16 protein-coding genes are annotated in these 15,226 nt (G+C 56.9%); 9 read left to right on the forward strand and 7 right to left on the reverse strand.

Translation table 11 applies throughout. The features are described 5' to 3' along the window. Positions 1 to 228 precede the first annotated feature (228 nt). On the forward strand, positions 229 to 1,758 hold the full coding sequence (locus SERAS12_RS09745) for a SulP family inorganic anion transporter (protein WP_013812502.1): 1,530 nt from the start codon (positions 229 to 231) through the stop codon (positions 1,756 to 1,758). 39 nt (positions 1,759 to 1,797) lie between these two features. Here the strand turns inward: SERAS12_RS09745 and pth are convergent, their stop codons facing one another. After that, complete coding sequence (pth, locus tag SERAS12_RS09750; RefSeq protein WP_041416052.1) at positions 1,798 to 2,388, reverse strand: aminoacyl-tRNA hydrolase; 591 nt, start codon at positions 2,386 to 2,388, stop codon at positions 1,798 to 1,800. A 313-nt stretch (positions 2,389 to 2,701) separates the two neighbouring features. Between pth and ychH the strand changes: the two genes are divergently transcribed. Next, on the forward strand, positions 2,702 to 2,980 hold the full coding sequence (gene ychH / locus SERAS12_RS09755) for a stress-induced protein YchH (RefSeq protein ID WP_013812504.1): 279 nt from the start codon (positions 2,702 to 2,704) through the stop codon (positions 2,978 to 2,980). A 185-nt stretch (positions 2,981 to 3,165) separates the two neighbouring features. On the opposite strand, the gene prs is transcribed toward ychH, so the two are convergent. The 4 genes from prs to SERAS12_RS26440 all read right to left on the reverse strand — a co-directional run bounded on the left by prs (position 3,166) and on the right by SERAS12_RS26440 (position 6,091). After that, positions 3,166 to 4,113, reverse strand: coding sequence for a ribose-phosphate diphosphokinase (gene prs, locus SERAS12_RS09760; protein WP_004943207.1), 948 nt, complete (start codon positions 4,111 to 4,113; stop codon positions 3,166 to 3,168). A 172-nt stretch (positions 4,114 to 4,285) separates the two neighbouring features. Further along, entirely contained in the window at positions 4,286 to 5,152 is an 867-nt protein-coding gene (gene ispE, locus SERAS12_RS09765) for a 4-(cytidine 5'-diphospho)-2-C-methyl-D-erythritol kinase (protein WP_013812505.1), read from the reverse strand. Then, complete coding sequence (gene lolB / locus SERAS12_RS09770; protein ID WP_013812506.1) at positions 5,149 to 5,772, reverse strand: lipoprotein insertase outer membrane protein LolB; 624 nt, start codon at positions 5,770 to 5,772, stop codon at positions 5,149 to 5,151. Before lolB ends, ispE begins: the two co-directional genes overlap by 4 nt. Before the next feature lie 85 nt (positions 5,773 to 5,857). Further along, positions 5,858 to 6,091, reverse strand: a complete 234-nt coding sequence (locus SERAS12_RS26440; RefSeq protein WP_158307043.1) for a hypothetical protein — start codon at positions 6,089 to 6,091, stop codon at positions 5,858 to 5,860. A 167-nt stretch (positions 6,092 to 6,258) separates the two neighbouring features. Here SERAS12_RS26440 and SERAS12_RS09775 point away from each other — a divergent pair, with 167 nt between their 5' ends. The 7 genes from SERAS12_RS09775 (at position 6,259) to kdsA (ending at position 12,736) form a co-directional block, all read left to right on the forward strand. Continuing rightward, the gene (locus SERAS12_RS09775) at positions 6,259 to 7,011 is read left to right on the forward strand and encodes a lytic polysaccharide monooxygenase (protein ID WP_013812507.1); all 753 of its coding nucleotides are present in this window, start codon (positions 6,259 to 6,261) and stop codon (positions 7,009 to 7,011) included. A gap of 329 nt (positions 7,012 to 7,340) precedes the next feature. Continuing rightward, positions 7,341 to 8,603 carry a glutamyl-tRNA reductase gene (gene hemA, locus SERAS12_RS09780; protein WP_006324808.1) on the forward strand — a complete coding sequence of 421 codons (1,263 nt, stop codon included), beginning with the start codon at positions 7,341 to 7,343 and terminating at the stop codon, positions 8,601 to 8,603. A 31-nt stretch (positions 8,604 to 8,634) separates the two neighbouring features. After that, complete coding sequence (prfA, locus tag SERAS12_RS09785) at positions 8,635 to 9,720, forward strand: peptide chain release factor 1 (protein WP_013812508.1); 1,086 nt, start codon at positions 8,635 to 8,637, stop codon at positions 9,718 to 9,720. Then, positions 9,720 to 10,553, forward strand: coding sequence for a peptide chain release factor N(5)-glutamine methyltransferase (gene prmC / locus SERAS12_RS09790; protein WP_013812509.1), 834 nt, complete (start codon positions 9,720 to 9,722; stop codon positions 10,551 to 10,553). The genes prfA and prmC overlap by 1 nt, the downstream gene beginning before the upstream one ends. 48 nt (positions 10,554 to 10,601) lie before the next feature. Beyond that, the gene (locus SERAS12_RS09795; RefSeq protein ID WP_013812510.1) at positions 10,602 to 11,000 is read left to right on the forward strand and encodes a SirB2 family protein; all 399 of its coding nucleotides are present in this window, start codon (positions 10,602 to 10,604) and stop codon (positions 10,998 to 11,000) included. Further along, a complete protein-coding gene (gene sirB1, locus SERAS12_RS09800) occupies positions 10,997 to 11,806 on the forward strand; it encodes an invasion regulator SirB1 (protein ID WP_004943232.1) in 810 nt (269 codons plus the stop codon). Before SERAS12_RS09795 ends, sirB1 begins: the two co-directional genes overlap by 4 nt. A gap of 75 nt (positions 11,807 to 11,881) precedes the next feature. After that, on the forward strand, positions 11,882 to 12,736 hold the full coding sequence (kdsA, locus tag SERAS12_RS09805) for a 3-deoxy-8-phosphooctulonate synthase (protein WP_004943235.1): 855 nt from the start codon (positions 11,882 to 11,884) through the stop codon (positions 12,734 to 12,736). 49 nt (positions 12,737 to 12,785) lie between these two features. On the opposite strand, the gene dauA is transcribed toward kdsA, so the two are convergent. Next, positions 12,786 to 14,474, reverse strand: coding sequence for a C4-dicarboxylic acid transporter DauA (gene dauA, locus SERAS12_RS09810; RefSeq protein ID WP_013812511.1), 1,689 nt, complete (start codon positions 14,472 to 14,474; stop codon positions 12,786 to 12,788). Between the two features lie 231 nt (positions 14,475 to 14,705). Continuing rightward, positions 14,706 to 15,191 (reverse strand): heme-degrading domain-containing protein, encoded by a 486-nt coding sequence (locus tag SERAS12_RS09815; RefSeq protein ID WP_013812512.1) that lies wholly within the window; start codon positions 15,189 to 15,191, stop codon positions 14,706 to 14,708. Positions 15,192 to 15,226 lie beyond the last annotated feature (35 nt).

A 15,226-nucleotide genomic window follows, 5' to 3' on the forward strand; every position in this document is an offset into this window, starting at 1 on the left:
CGATCTGGCTGTGTACGGCGGGAAAATGCGGCAGCGGGGCCGCTTTGCGTTGAGATTTGGATCACATTTACACATACTGCGCTTCTGATTAACCTACAGGAAACGTGCCGGATGTTCTTCTTGCCCAGTCCACCCTGAGTTGCCTCTCTGCCGTGGTTTGCCGCGCCATGCGGCCCTGGTTCCCGTTCAGCGGGGATGTATTTATTATCTGTCAGAAGTGAATAACTCATGTTTAACCTGAGCAATATCAGGCTGTCGGACGTCAAAAACGAAGTCCTGGCGGGCTTTGTGGTGGCGGTATCGATGATCCCGGAAGCGGTCGGCTTTTCGCTGGTCGCCGGGCTTTCTCCGATCGTCGGGCTACACACCGCTTTTATTATCGGCCTGGTGACGGCGCTGTTCGGCGGCAAGCCGGGCATGGTGTCGGGGGCTGCCGGTTCGATCGTGGTGGTACTGATGAGCCTCGCGGCGCAGCACGGCATGGGATACGTGCTGTGGGCGACGATTTTCGCCGGCGCTATCCAAATCCTGATCGGTGTGTTCCGGTTGGGCAAATTTATTCGGCTGGTGCCGCTGCCCGCCATACACGGTTTTGTTAACGGCCTGGCGATTGTCATCATGCTGGCGCAACTGCATATGATTGCCGGGCAGGGGCCGTTGATGTACGGGCTGGTGGCGCTGGCGATCCTGGTGGTGGTGTTCTTCCCCCGGCTGACGCGCGCGATCCCGGCTTCGCTGGCGGCGCTGATCGTGGTTTCCGCATTGGCTGTCGGGCTCAATCTGCCTACGCTGCGGGTTGGCGATCTGGCGGATATTTCCGGTGCCTTGCCGCATTTCAGCTTGCCGATGGCGCCGTTCAGCCTGGAAATGTTGAAAGTGGTGCTGCCGTACGCGTTGGTGATCGCCCTGGTCGGCCTGATTGAATCGCTATTGACCATGACGGTGCTCGACGAAATGGGCGGCAAGAAGGGCAACGGCAACCGCGAGAGCATCGCTCAGGGCGCAGGCAACACGATTTGCGGCCTGTTTGGCTGTTTTGCCGGCTGCGCGATGATTGGGCAATCGATCATCAACTTCACCTCCGGCGGCCGCGGGCGTATTTCCGGCATAGTGGGGGCGTTGCTATTGATCTTGTTTGTGGTCAGCCTGTCGGGTTATATCGGCCTGCTGCCGGTGGCGGCATTGGCCGGGGTCATGCTGGTGGTCTGTTACAACACCTTTGAATGGAGTTCGCTGCGCCGTCTGCGCCGCATGCCGAAGATGGATGCGCTGGTGATGTTGCTGGTTACCCTGATCACCATCTTTACCGATCTGGCGGTGGCGGTAATCAGCGGGGTGATTATCTCGGCGCTGGTATTTGCCTGGCAGCAGGCACGCATCCGCGTTCGTCAGCGCCAGGTGGCGGGCGATGTGGCGGTGTATCAACTCGACGGTCCGCTGTTCTTTGGCTCCACGGCGGCGTTTGCCGACCTGTTTGAACCGAAAAACGATCCGGAAAACGTGGTGCTGGATTTTGCCGGCACCCGGGTGATGGATTCCAGTGGGGTGGAGGCGATCGACAAGCTGACGGCGCGTTATCTGGCGGCGGGCAAATCCATCCGCCTGCGCCATCTGAGCGGCGATTGCGTGCGGCTGCTGAAACGGGCCGGCCCGTTTTGCAGCCATGAGCTGGATGACCCGCAATATTATGTGGCAGAAGAAGGGTATCAGACCGATGACAGTAACGTCGGCGAAGAAACCTTCAAGGTGCGGACGTAACGCCGCTAGCAGCGGGCTCGATGCCCGCTGCGGCAACCCTCAGGCCTGCGCCTTGAAGCTGTGCAGGCGGCGAACGGTTTTCTCCAGCCCGTCAGTCATCAGAACTTCGGTACAGCGGGCGGCTTCATCTATCGCTTCATCAATCATTTTTTGCTCGCTGGCCGGTGGCTTGCCGAGCACAAATCCTACGACCTTGTTTTTATCGCCCGGATGGCCAATGCCAATGCGCAAACGGTAGAAGTTCGGATTATTGCCGAACTTGTTCTGAATATCCTTCAGCCCGTTGTGGCCGCCGTTACCGCCGCCGAGTTTGATTTTGGCGACGCCCGGCGGGATATCCAGCTCATCATGCGCCACCAGGATTTCGTCCGGCTCGATGCGGTAGAAATTGGCCATCGCCAGCACCGCTTTGCCGCTCAGATTCATAAAGGTGGTCGGTACCAGCAGGCGCACATCGTTACCTGCAAGGTTCAGCCGCGCGGTGTAGCCGAAGAACTTGCTCTCTTCCTTCAACTGCTGGTTATGGCGCTGGGCCAGCAAATCTACGTACCAGGCGCCGGCGTTGTGCCGCGTCTGGGCATATTCAGCGCCCGGATTCGCCAGGCCGACTATCAATTTAATACTGCTCACTGGGAAATTCGCTATGATCGAGATAATGGAAAGGGCATTAGTCTACCTGCCGCCGCCGCGAATGACAAAATCCTGATGCCCAACCCTGAGTATTGATTCAGAGATAGGCTGAAAATTGAATAATTCATTAGAAAAACCATTCAATTTCTCGGCTAATAAGCAGGATAAGGTAAAGATTTGTCACGTTTTCTTTACCATTTGTGATCGTCTCCGCAAACCCCTTGTCGGACCAGGGGCTATACTTAATTTATCAAAGTGGGTTAACCCTTTGCTGAGTTATCCCGGTTGGCATAGAGCGCAATGGAGGTGACAAATGAAACGTAGAAACGCGTGCAGAATGGGCAACTTTTTTATGGGGCTGGGGTTGGTCGTGATGATCGGCGGCGTCGGATACAACATTCTTGCTGAAGTATCGCAGCTCGATTTACCGCAACTTTTCGCCCATGGCGCCATCATGAGCATTTTCGTGGGTGCGTTGTTGTGGCTGGTCGGTGCCCGTATCAGCGGCCGCGAGCAGATTGCCGATCGTTATTGGTGGGTAAAACACTTCGATAAACGCTGCCGAGACAATCAGCATCGTTCGTCGCATTGAGTAAAAAAACAGAAAGGAAACGGCATTACGGCAAAGGAGATCTGCCGCGCACTCAGGTCTAAGGTCATGTTTGACTACGAGTAGAAAACCCGTTGCTGCTTGCGCACCAACGGGTTTTTCTTTATCTGCTGCCGGGCAATAAGTTCTTCCGGTACGGCAGGGCGCCGCACCGAAAAGAAAATGAATTAATGCTCGAACATCGCAGAGATTGACTCTTCATTGCTGATACGGCGGATGGCTTCAGCCAGCATGCCGGACAGCGTCAGAGTACGTACGTTTTTCAGTGCCTTGATTTCTGCAGACAACGGAATGGTGTCGCAGACGATCACTTCATCAATCACCGAGTTCCTGATGTTTTCAACGGCGTTGCCGGAGAAGATCGGGTGCGTCGCGTAGGCAAATACGCGCTTGGCACCGCGTTCTTTCAACGCTTCAGCCGCTTTACATAAGGTACCGCCGGTGTCGATCATGTCGTCAACCAGCACGCAGTCACGGCCTGCCACGTCACCAATGATGTGCATCACCTGAGAAACGTTCGCACGCGGGCGGCGTTTATCGATGATAGCCATATCGGTATCGTTCAGCAGTTTGGCGATAGCGCGGGCGCGCACTACGCCGCCGATGTCCGGGGAAACCACGATTGGGTTCACCAGATTCTGTTGCAGCATGTCTTCCAGCAGGATCGGGCTACCGAACACGTTATCTACCGGAACATCGAAGAAGCCTTGAATCTGTTCAGCATGCAGATCCACCGTCAATACGCGGTCAACCCCTACGCTGGAGAGGAAATCGGCGACAACCTTGGCCGTGATTGGCACACGTGCAGAACGCACGCGGCGATCCTGGCGGGCATAACCGAAGTAAGGGATAACAGCAGTAATACGACCTGCGGAGGCGCGACGCAGGGCATCTACCATAACAACCAGTTCCATCAGGTTGTCGTTGGTAGGGGCACAGGTGGACTGGATGATGAAAATATCACCGCCGCGTACATTTTCGTTGATTTGCACGCTCACTTCGCCGTCGCTAAAACGACCTACAGCGGCGTCACCAAGGCTGGTGTACAAACGGTTGGCAATACGTTGTGCTAGTTCCGGGGTGGCGTTACCAGCAAAAAGCTTCATATCAGGCACGAGAAGAACCTCAGGCATGCGTCCAGAGAAGATATTGTCGTACGGCCTTCGCTAAGGGGCAGTTAACGATGCCGGCGCAATATCATACGGGTGTGTAAAAACTAACTTGAAACCGCAGCGGCGCAGGGATTACAGGGCCAGGTGTGCATGACCCTGCGCAGCGAAACGAGAACTACGGTTCAATCTGCCCGGAACGGATGCGATGTAGTGGAGAGACGTTAACGCCACGCGCTACAAAACCACACAACCACTCCGGAGCTTGATTTAACACCTGACGGGCGGCGATTTCTGTGTCGAATTCAGCAAACACACATGCACCTGTGCCAGTCAGGCGTGACGGCGCGTATTCTAACAGCCAAGAAAGAAGCTGTTCAACCTCGCGAAAACGTTTTCTTGCTATTGGTTCGCAATCATTTGCGTAAGTTGCCTGCAACAGCACATTTAACGGGCGAACCGGGGTGTTTCTTTTTAATTCCGCGTCGCCAAAAATAACCGGGGTAGGGATGCTGACGCCCGGATGCGCCACCAGATACCACTTTTCCTCCGGGTTTGCCGGCTGCAACCGTTCGCCGATGCCTTCGGCAAACGCCGCATGACCGCGCACAAAGACCGGGACGTCGGCGCCCAGAGTCAACCCCAGTTCCGCCAACTGATCGTCGCTCAGTCCGCAATGCCACAGCTCATTCAGCGCCACCAGCACTGTGGCGGCGTTGGACGAGCCGCCGCCCAGTCCTCCGCCCATCGGCAGGCGCTTATCGATACTGATATCGGCGCCGCGCGGGAGCGTTTTCAGTCCGTGATTATCGCAATGCTGTTGCAGCAAGCGTGCGGCACGGACGATCAGGTTTTGCTCGTCCGGCACGCCATCCACCGGCGTCAGCAGGCGGATGCGGTCATCGGGCCGCACGTCGAGGGTCAGCGTATCGCCGTAATCCAGAAACTGGAACAGCGTCTGCAGCAGGTGGTAGCCGTCTTCGCGACGGCCGGTAATGTACAAAAACAAATTAAGTTTAGCGGGAGATGGCCACTGGCGGATCATTTGAGGGTCCAGTTATCCATTTTCAGTTTGATGCGTTGATCGCCCTGTTTCAGTTCCAGACGGCTTGGCAGCTGCGGCTTGAGATCGCTGTTGTAATCCTGGTAATCCACGGTCCAGGTCTGGCCGCCTTGCTGATAAGTCAGTTTGCTCAGGCGGTACTGGTCATCCAGCGTGAAATCATTGGCCTCGCCCGGCAGGCCGAGCATCCACTGACGCAGGTTATCCAGCGGGATCGCCATGCCGGTCAGTTTGCGGATCATTTCTTCGGCGTTGTCGCTGACATAGCGTTTGCCCTGGTTGTCCGTCAACTGCACCACGTTTTGCTGTACGTTCAGGTCAAGTTCGGTGCTGCCAAGCGGGTTGGTCAGCAGCAGGCGGTAACGTTCCGGCGAATATTGCTGCCAGAAGAAGCGCGCATAGACTTTTTTCTGGTCCGACAGATAGGCGAAAGATCCACGGGTCTGATATTGCCCGAGCTGTTGCACCGCTTGCTCGTGAGCGCGCCACTGCGGTGAGGTTGGGCTGGTAGCCGGGCCGCTTGGCTTGGTGGTGGTACAGGCGGCCAGCACCAGGCTGGCCAGCGGGATCAGACGTAGCAAACTAACTTTGCGGATTGGCATAACTTTCTCTTGTCCTTTTGTCCTTGCGGGCATGCGCAGCGAAATCTGTTTTCAGCGTTCACGCTAGCGGGGGAACGCGATAGCGTCAACACGCCCCGTTCTGAATATCACCGTCTTTTTGCGGCGATAACAGGCGCTTTGACGGCTGGGCGGCTGAGCTTTGGGTTGCCATAAGATTAACACAATCGCCCGGTCGTGCTGCGCTGGCCGCAAGAATATCTTCGGTTACAGCCCACGGCGGCGTTGTGCCAAAACAGCATATATTAGCAATTAAATTAATGTTTAATGAATAATAACTGCGTATGTATGTGTATTTCATTCGATAGCTCGTGCTAATTGATTAATTTTATTTATGCAATTTACTGAGGGGATGTCTATGCTGGTAAAGCCAAATGGATAGCAGGGCTATCCTGCTGCGCATCATCTGCGTCACGCAGGCGATGCGGGCATCTCAACCCCTATACATAATGAAATAAGGTATTTCGTATGAAAAAGCGTTTTTCTCTGTTGGCAGGAATGCTGTTTGCATTAACGATGCCGGCGCATGCCGCCGAGAATACCGAATCGAAAGCGATCGGGCCAAAGCATGGCGCTACCTTGATTCCCAAGGCGCGTCAGGTGATTTGTGAGCAGGACGGCGGCTACAACCACCCGGATGATGGCTCGAACATTCCTAATGCGGCCTGCAGAAATGCCTTTTTGTACAAAGCGGAAACCATTCCTATTTGGGAGCGCCGCCAGATGTTTACCGAATGGCCCGCCTACTCGCAAAACCTGCAAGGTACCCAGCATCCGTCAGACAAGGTCCCCGATGGCCAGCTTTGCTCGGCGGGCATCGCCAGGTTTGAAGGCATCGACCAGCCGCATGCCGACTGGCAGGTGAGCAGCGTCTCGGTAAAAGACGGCCAGGCTACGCTGTACTTCGACGCCACCCAGGTGCATGAGCCGAGCAAGTGGACGGTGTCGCTTGCCAAGCCGAGTTTCAATGCCGCCACGGATAAGTTGAAATGGAGCGATCTGACACCGCTTGAGGTGACTAAAGTGATAGTTCCGCCGCCGGCCAAAGGCAACCATGTCAAATATGCCGGCGTCTACCAGATTGACGTCAAGATCCCGGCCGATCGTGCCGACGGGAAGCAAGCGCTGTTGTATGTGCAGTGGGAGCGGCTGGACCCAGCGAGAGAAACCTTTTTCAGCTGTAGCGACGTAAGGTTCAACGGGGTCTCCGCAGCTAAATAAGCCGCGGCAGCTTTAAGGTGCCGGCGCAGCATACCGGCACCCTAACCGGCGATAAAGAGAGCTCTGCTTACTATTTGGGCGTTCATAACCGTTCAATCAGGATAACTTATTGATGAATACTGTGCGGATCGTCGCGTTTCAAACTAAAATTTAGTGTGCTTATTGATCTGGATATAATTTAACTTTTTGAATTTATTATTATTCATTGATTGGTTTCGGCTATATCAGTGATTGAACGGAAGATGCGGTTGTTACTTTTATTGATCCCGCGCATCAAGTAGAATGCCGTTCAACGAGAACCCGTACCAACAGAAGTATTACTCGAAGCAATGACCCTGCTGGCGTTAGGTATAAATCACAAAACCGCTCCGGTTTCTCTGCGTGAAAGGGTGACCTTCTCCCCAGAGTCTATCGATCAGGCGCTGACCAGCTTGCTCCAACAACCGTTGGTGCAGGGCGGTGTGGTGTTGTCTACGTGTAACCGCACCGAGCTTTATCTCAGCGTGGAGCAACAGGAACACCTTCACGAACAGCTGGTAGCCTGGCTGTGTGAATACCATCACCTGCGCCCGGAAGAAGTGAGCAAAAGCCTGTATTGGCACCACGGCAACGACGCCGTGAGCCATCTGATGCGCGTAGCCAGCGGGCTGGATTCGTTGGTATTGGGCGAACCGCAAATCCTCGGGCAGGTGAAAAAAGCCTTCGCCGAGTCGCAACGCGGCCAGTCGCTTTCCGGCGAGCTTGAACGTCTGTTCCAAAAATCCTTCTCCGTCGCCAAACGCGTGCGCACCGAAACTGAAATCGGCGCCAGCGCAGTTTCCGTGGCCTTCGCCGCCTGTACGCTGGCGCGCCAAATCTTCGAATCGCTGGCCGATCTGAACGTGCTGCTGGTCGGCGCCGGCGAAACCATTGAACTGGTGGCGCGTCATCTGCGCGAGCATAAAGTGCGGCATATGATTATCGCCAACCGTACCCGCGAACGCGCCCAGTTGCTGGCAGACGAAGTCGGCGCTGAAGTGATCACGTTGCCGGAAATCGACGAACGTCTGGCGGATGCCGACATCATCATCAGTTCTACCGCCAGCCCGCTGCCGATCATCGGTAAAGGGATGGTGGAGCGTGCCCTGAAAGCGCGTCGCAACCAGCCGATGCTGCTGGTGGATATCGCCGTGCCGCGCGATATCGAGCCGGAAGTGGGTAAGCTGGCGAATGCTTATCTGTATAGCGTGGACGATCTGCACGCCATCATTCAAAGCAACCTGGCGCAGCGCAAAGCCGCGGCGGTGCAGGCGGAAACGATCGTTCAGCAGGAAAGCACCAACTTTATGGCCTGGCTGCGCTCGCAGGGCGCGGTGGAAACCATCCGCGACTATCGCTCGCAGGCCGACCAGATCCGTGCCGAAATGGAAGCCAAAGCGCTGGCCGCCATCGCGCAAGGCGCTGACGTGGAACAGGTTATCCACGAACTGGCCCACCGGCTGACCAACCGCCTTATTCATGCCCCTACCAAATCCCTCCAGCAGGCCGCCGGCGATGGCGACGTGGAGCGGTTGCAATTATTACGCGACAGCCTCGGGCTGGATCAGCATTAGTTTTCTCTTTTAACAGGGTTTAATACCACGCATGAAGCCTTCTATTGTTGCCAAACTGGAAGCGTTACAAGAGCGCCATGAAGAAGTGCAGGCGCTGCTCGGCGATGCCGGCGTTATTGCCGAGCAGGATCGGTTCCGCGCCCTGTCGCGCGAATATTCGCAACTGACCGATGTCAGCCGCTGTTTCCTGGAATGGCGTCAGGTGCAGGACGATCTGGCCACCGCAGAAATGATGCTGGACGATCCGGAAATGCGCGAGATGGCGCAGGAAGAGATGAAGCAGGCCAAGGCAGCGACGGAAGAACTTGAACAGCAACTGCAAGTGCTGCTGCTGCCGAAAGATCCGGACGACGAACGCGGTATCTTCCTGGAAGTGCGCGCCGGTACTGGCGGTGACGAAGCGGCGATCTTCGCCGGCGATCTGTTCCGCATGTACAGCCGCTATGCTGAAACGCGCCGCTGGCGCGTCGAGATCATGAGCGCCAACGAAGGCGAACATGGCGGTTATAAAGAAGTGATTGCCAAGGTCTCCGGCGACGGCGTCTACGGTCAACTGAAATTTGAGTCCGGCGGCCACCGCGTGCAGCGCGTACCCGAAACCGAGTCGCAGGGGCGTATTCATACCTCCGCCTGCACCGTGGCGGTGATGCCGGAAGTGCCGGAAGCCGAATTACCGGAGATCAATGCGGGCGATTTAAAAATCGACACTTTCCGCTCCTCCGGTGCCGGCGGCCAGCACGTCAACACCACCGATTCGGCGATCCGTATCACCCACTTGCCGACCGGCATTGTGGTGGAGTGCCAGGATGAGCGTTCACAGCACAAGAACAAAGCCAAGGCGATGTCGGTGCTGGGCGCACGCATCCGTGCTGCCGAAATGGCCAAGCGCCAGCAGGCAGAGGCGTCAACCCGTCGCAACCTGTTGGGCAGCGGCGATCGTTCCGACCGTAACCGCACCTACAACTTCCCGCAGGGAAGGGTGACCGATCACCGCATCAACCTGACGATTTACCGTCTGGACGAGGTGATGGAAGGCAAGCTGGACATGCTGATTCAGCCGATCGTGCAGGAATATCAGGCCGATCAGCTCGCTGCGCTGTCCGCAGAGCTTGAGTAATGGATTATCAATCCTGGCTGAAGGCGGCAAGTGCGCGGCTGACGCAGAGCGAAAGCGCCCGACGTGATGCCGAGATCCTGCTGGGCTTCGTGACCGGCAGGGCCAGGACCTTCCTGATGGCGTTTGGTGAAACCGTTTTGACGTTGCAGGAGCAAGAACAGTTGGAAAGGCTGCTGGCGCGCCGCGAACGTGGCGAACCTGTGGCTTATTTGATTGGCGAGCGCGAGTTTTGGTCGCTGCCGCTGTCGGTATCACCCGCAACCCTGATCCCGCGTCCGGACACCGAATGCCTGGTGGAACTGGCGCTGGAGCGCTTGCCGCCTTCTCCTTGCACTATCCTCGATCTGGGCACCGGCACCGGCGCCATTGCATTGGCGCTGGCCAGCGAGCGCCCGGATTGCGCGGTGACCGGCGTTGATTTACAGCCGGAAGCGGTGGCGCTGGCGCAACATAACGCGCAGAAGCTGGCAATCGGTAACGCGCAGTTCTTGCAAGGCAGTTGGTTCGAACCGTTGGCCGGCCAAACTTTCGCCCTGATCGCCAGTAACCCGCCTTATATCGACGCCGCTGACCCGCATCTGGCGCAAGGCGATGTGCGTTTTGAGCCAAGCAGCGCGCTGGTGGCGCAACGGCACGGGCTGGCGGATTTGGCCGCCATTGTGCAGCAGGCACCACATTATCTGCAGCCACAGGGTTGGCTGTTGCTTGAACATGGCTGGCAGCAGGGGGAAAGCGTACGCGCGTTGCTGCAGGCTGCCGGTTTTATTTCGGTCGCTACCCGCCGTGACTACGGCGATAACGATCGCGTGACGTTTGGCCAATGGCCGCAGTAACTGAAAACCAACAATAACGAAGCACACAGCGAATAAAAAGGAAGCGATATGGCAGTCTACACGGCGTTAAAAAATCTGCATCTGTTGACGGTCGCCCTCAGTATTACCTTGTTTGTTTTGCGTTTCTTCTGGAAGTGGCGCAATTCGGCCATGCTGAACAAGCGCTGGGTGAAGATAACGCCGCACGTTAATGATACGGTGTTGTTCGCCAGCGGTATTGCACTGGTGGTGATGTTCAAGCTGTATCCGCTGCTGGGCATGGACTCATGGCTGACCGAGAAGCTGTTTGGCGTTATTATCTATATCCTGCTTGGCTACGTCGCATTGGGCAAGAAGACCAAAAGCCAGAGCCTGCGCACTTTGGCGTTTGTGCTGGCGTTGGGCTGTCTGTACCTGATAATTAAACTTGCCACGACGAAATTACCCTTTCTGATGGGATACTTATGAGTAGCATTGCTGATTTTGAATTTAACACCTCGCTGCTGAGCGAGGGCGTAATCCTGGTATCGCAGTCGGTGCGGCGTGATTTCCCCGTCGCCGAAGTCGAACGCAAGCTGCAACAGCTGGTCGACGACGCGCGCGCGGCCATGCCGCAGGATCTCAACCAGGAACAGCAACTCGACGCACTCATTGAGCTGTTCTTCAAAACCTGGGGTTTTGGTGGCGCAGGCGGCGTGTATCGCCTGTCCGACGCTATCTGGCTCGACAAGGTGCTGGAGGGGCGTCAGGGCACGCCGGTCTCGCTTGGCACCATTTTCCTGCATATCGCCCATCATCTCGATTTGCCGCTGTTGCCGGTTATTTTCCCCACCCAACTGATCCTGCGTGCAGACTGGCTGGATGAAGAAATGTGGCTGATCAACCCGCTGAACGGCGAAACGCTGAACGAGCATCAGTTGGAAGTGTGGATCAAGGGCAACCTGGGGCTGGGCGCTGAGCTGGAAGACGACGATCTCGATGAATCAGAAAACGTCATGGTGGTGCGTAAAATGCTGGATACGCTGAAAGCCTCCCTGATGGAAGAAAAACAGATGGAATTGGCCCTGCGCGCCAGCGAAACGGTGCTGTGCTTCGATCCGGACGATCCTTACGAGATCCGCGACCGCGGGCTGATCTACGCCCAGTTGGAATGCAACCATATCGCGATTTCCGATCTCAACTATTTTGTCGAGCAGTGTCCTGAAGATCCGGTCAGCGAAGTGATCAAAGTGCAGATCCACTCGATTGAACCTAAACAGGTTACGCTGCATTAATTCATTTAAAATACCCGGTGAATTTCAAGCCGCGGCCTGTAAGGCGACGGGTATAACATCAACAAAGGCGAAAGCATGAAACAGAAAGTAGTTAGCATTGGCGACATCAACGTAGCGAACGATCTGCCGTTTGTGCTGTTTGGCGGGATGAACGTGCTGGAATCGCGCGATTTGGCGATGAGCATCTGCGAGCACTACGTCACCGTGACGCAAAAACTGGGCATTCCTTACGTTTTCAAAGCCTCTTTTGATAAAGCCAACCGTTCTTCCATTCACTCGTACCGTGGTCCGGGCTTGGAAGAGGGGATGAGAATCTTCGAAGAAATCAAAAAAACCTTCGGCGTGAAAATCATCACCGACGTGCACGAAGCGTCACAGGCGCAGCCGGTATCCGAAGTGGTTGATGTTATCCAACTGCCGGCATTCCTGGCGCGCCAGACCGATCTGGTTGAAGCTATGGCGAAAACCGGCGCGGTGATCAACGTCAAGAAGCCACAGTTCGTCAGCCCAGGCCAAATGGGCAACATCGTCGACAAGTTCAAGGAAGGCGGTAACGATCAGGTGATCCTGTGCGATCGCGGCAGCAACTTTGGTTACGATAACCTGGTGGTCGACATGCTCGGCATCAACGTAATGAAGAACGTGACCGGTGGCCACCCGGTGATCTTCGACGTTACCCACGCCCTGCAGACCCGTGACCCGTTTGGCGCCGCTTCCGGCGGTCGTCGTGCGCAGGTTGCCGAACTGGCGCGCGCCGGTATGGCGGTGGGGCTGGCCGGTCTGTTTATCGAAGCACACCCGGAGCCGAACAGTGCCAAGTGCGACGGCCCATCCGCGTTGCCGCTGGACAAGCTGGAGCCGTTCCTGGTGCAGATGAAAGCCATCGACGATCTGGTGAAGAGCTTCCCAGAGCTGGATACCAGCAACTAAGCCGATTTTCGGCGTATAAAAAAGCCCGACTCGTCGGGCTTTTGCTTTTTTAAGCGTCCAGCGCTGCCAGCGCTTCCGGCAGCGTTGAATAGAAATGCAATTTTCCCTCGATCGGTTGCACCCGCGCCCGCGCCAGCGTTTTCAACGGCTGGAACGGAATATCGGTGATCGCCAACTGCTTGCCTGCGGGCAAGGCCTCAATAAAACGTTGCAGGGCGGTTAACCCCCCTGCGTCCAGCACCGGCACCGCGTCCCATTGCAGCACAATCACGTCATAGTTTTCACTGCGCACCAGCAATTCATTAAAAATGCGCTCGGCGGCAGCGAAGAACAGCGGGCCGTTCACTCTCAGCACCAGGCGGCCGTTTTCGGCGCTCAGTTCGCTCAGCCGGGTCATGCGCGCAATGCGGCGCATAAACAGCAGCGAGGCCAGCACTATGCCCACGGTAATGGCGATCACCATATCGAACAGCACCGTCAGCGACATGCACAGCAACATCACCAGAATGTCGTCCTTCGGCGCCCGGCGCAGCAGATAAACCACCTTGTGCGCTTCGCTCATGTTCCAGGCCACCATCAGCAACAGCGCCGCCATTGCCGACAACGGCAACCAGGACAGCCACGGCGCCAGCACCAGCAACGCCAGCAGCACCAGCAACGCATGGATAATCGCCGATACCGGCGAGGTAGCACCGGCGCGCACGTTGGCCGCCGAACGGGCGATGGCGGCGGTGGCGGTAATGCCGCCAAAAAACGGCGCGATGAGATTCCCCGCGCCCTGGCCGATAAGTTCGGTATTGGAATTGTGTTTTTTGCCGGTCATGCCGTCCAGCACCACCGCACACAGCAGCGATTCAATCGCGCCCAGCATCGCCATGGAAAACGCCGCCGGCAGCAGGGCAGAGAGAGTCTGCCAGCTCAGCGGCATCGGCTTGCCGTCAGCGGCCGGCAGATCCCACGGCAGCCTCAGCTGCGGTAAGATCGGCGGGATGCCGTGCCCACGGCTGCCATCGGCCAGCAGGTAACTGAAACGGGAACCGATGGTCGCCACCTGGTGATCAAACAGCGCCAGAATGCCCATGACCGCCATCCCCGCCAGCAGCGCGGGCAGATGGCCGGGCACTCGCACGCCGAGCTTCGGCCAGAGCACCAGTATCAGCAGCGTGACTGCGCCGATCAGCGTATCGCCGATATCCAGCGTCGGCAGCACCTGCACCAGGGCGTAAACCTTGCCGACATAATTTTCCGGCATCGTCGCCAGTTGCAGGCCGAAGAAATCCTTCACTTGCAGGGTGGCGATGGTGATGGCGATCCCGGAGGTAAAGCCCAGCGTGACGGACAGGGGAATATATTCAATCAGACGGCCGAAGCGAGCCAGCCCCATAATCACCAGAAACACGCCGGAAAGCAGGGTAGCGATCAGCAAGCCGGAAAGGCCGAACTGCTGCGATACCGGATAGAGGATCACCACAAAGGCGGCGGTGGGGCCGGAGACGCTGTAGCGCGAACCGCCGCTGATGGCGATGACGATGCCGGCGACCGCCGAGGTGTAGAGCCCGTACTGAGGGGGCACGCCGCTGGCGATCGCCAGCGCCATCGCCAGCGGGATGGCGATAATGCCGACGGTGACGCCGGCGATGGCGTCTTTAAGCAGGCGTTGCAGGGAATAGGGGTCTCGCCAGCAGGCGTCAATCAGCGCGCTGAACGGCCGGATGCCGTTAATTTCATGCGTTTTCATCTAAGGTACGGACCAAGTCTATAAAAGAGAACGGAATGGCGGGCCAGGTAAGGTCCGTCTCGAATAGCTGATGGACAGACTACGCCAGTTGCGGCGGCGATTCCTAGATATACATCAAACGGACGCAGAAAATCGGAGTTGCGCTATTTTGCTTGGGTGGGGTCAGCGGGAAAAGCAGGCCGGCCGCGGATAAGGCGGCCGACAGGGAGAATATAAAGAGACTTTTACGGCTTAATGCACCGAGGGCAGGGATAAACCGAGAAAATGGGCCAGCGTGCCGACCAGCAGATTATGGTCCTCCAACTGCGGTGAACCGGAAATGCTTAGGGTGCCGATGCAGCCTATGCCCGCCAGATTGATGGGAAAAGCGCCGCCGTGCACCGAGTAGTCGCGTACGCTCAGGCCATAGCGCTCCTCCAGCGTCGCCTGCCGCTGTTGCAAGCGCAGGCCGATCGCGTAAGAGCTTTTGTGAAAGTGATTCACCACGTTGCGTTTGCGTCGCACCCAGTCGGCGATATCCGGCGTGGTGCCGGGCATCGCGTAATAGAACAGCGTCTGCCCGGCCAGCTGGATTTCGATGGCGATACTCAGATGCCGTTGCTCTGCGGCGGTCTTCAGCGCCGTGCCCAGCTCCCAGGCGGTCGCATGGTCAAAATGGCTAAAGGTCAGCGTGGCTTCCTGTTCGCTGAGCGCACGCAACTCATCATCAGTATTCATGGCTACCCCCGTTAATCTTGGCTGCGGACAGAGTA

Source organism: Serratia sp. AS12 (genome assembly GCF_000214195.1).
GTDB classification, from domain to species: Bacteria; Pseudomonadota; Gammaproteobacteria; order Enterobacterales; family Enterobacteriaceae; genus Serratia; species Serratia plymuthica.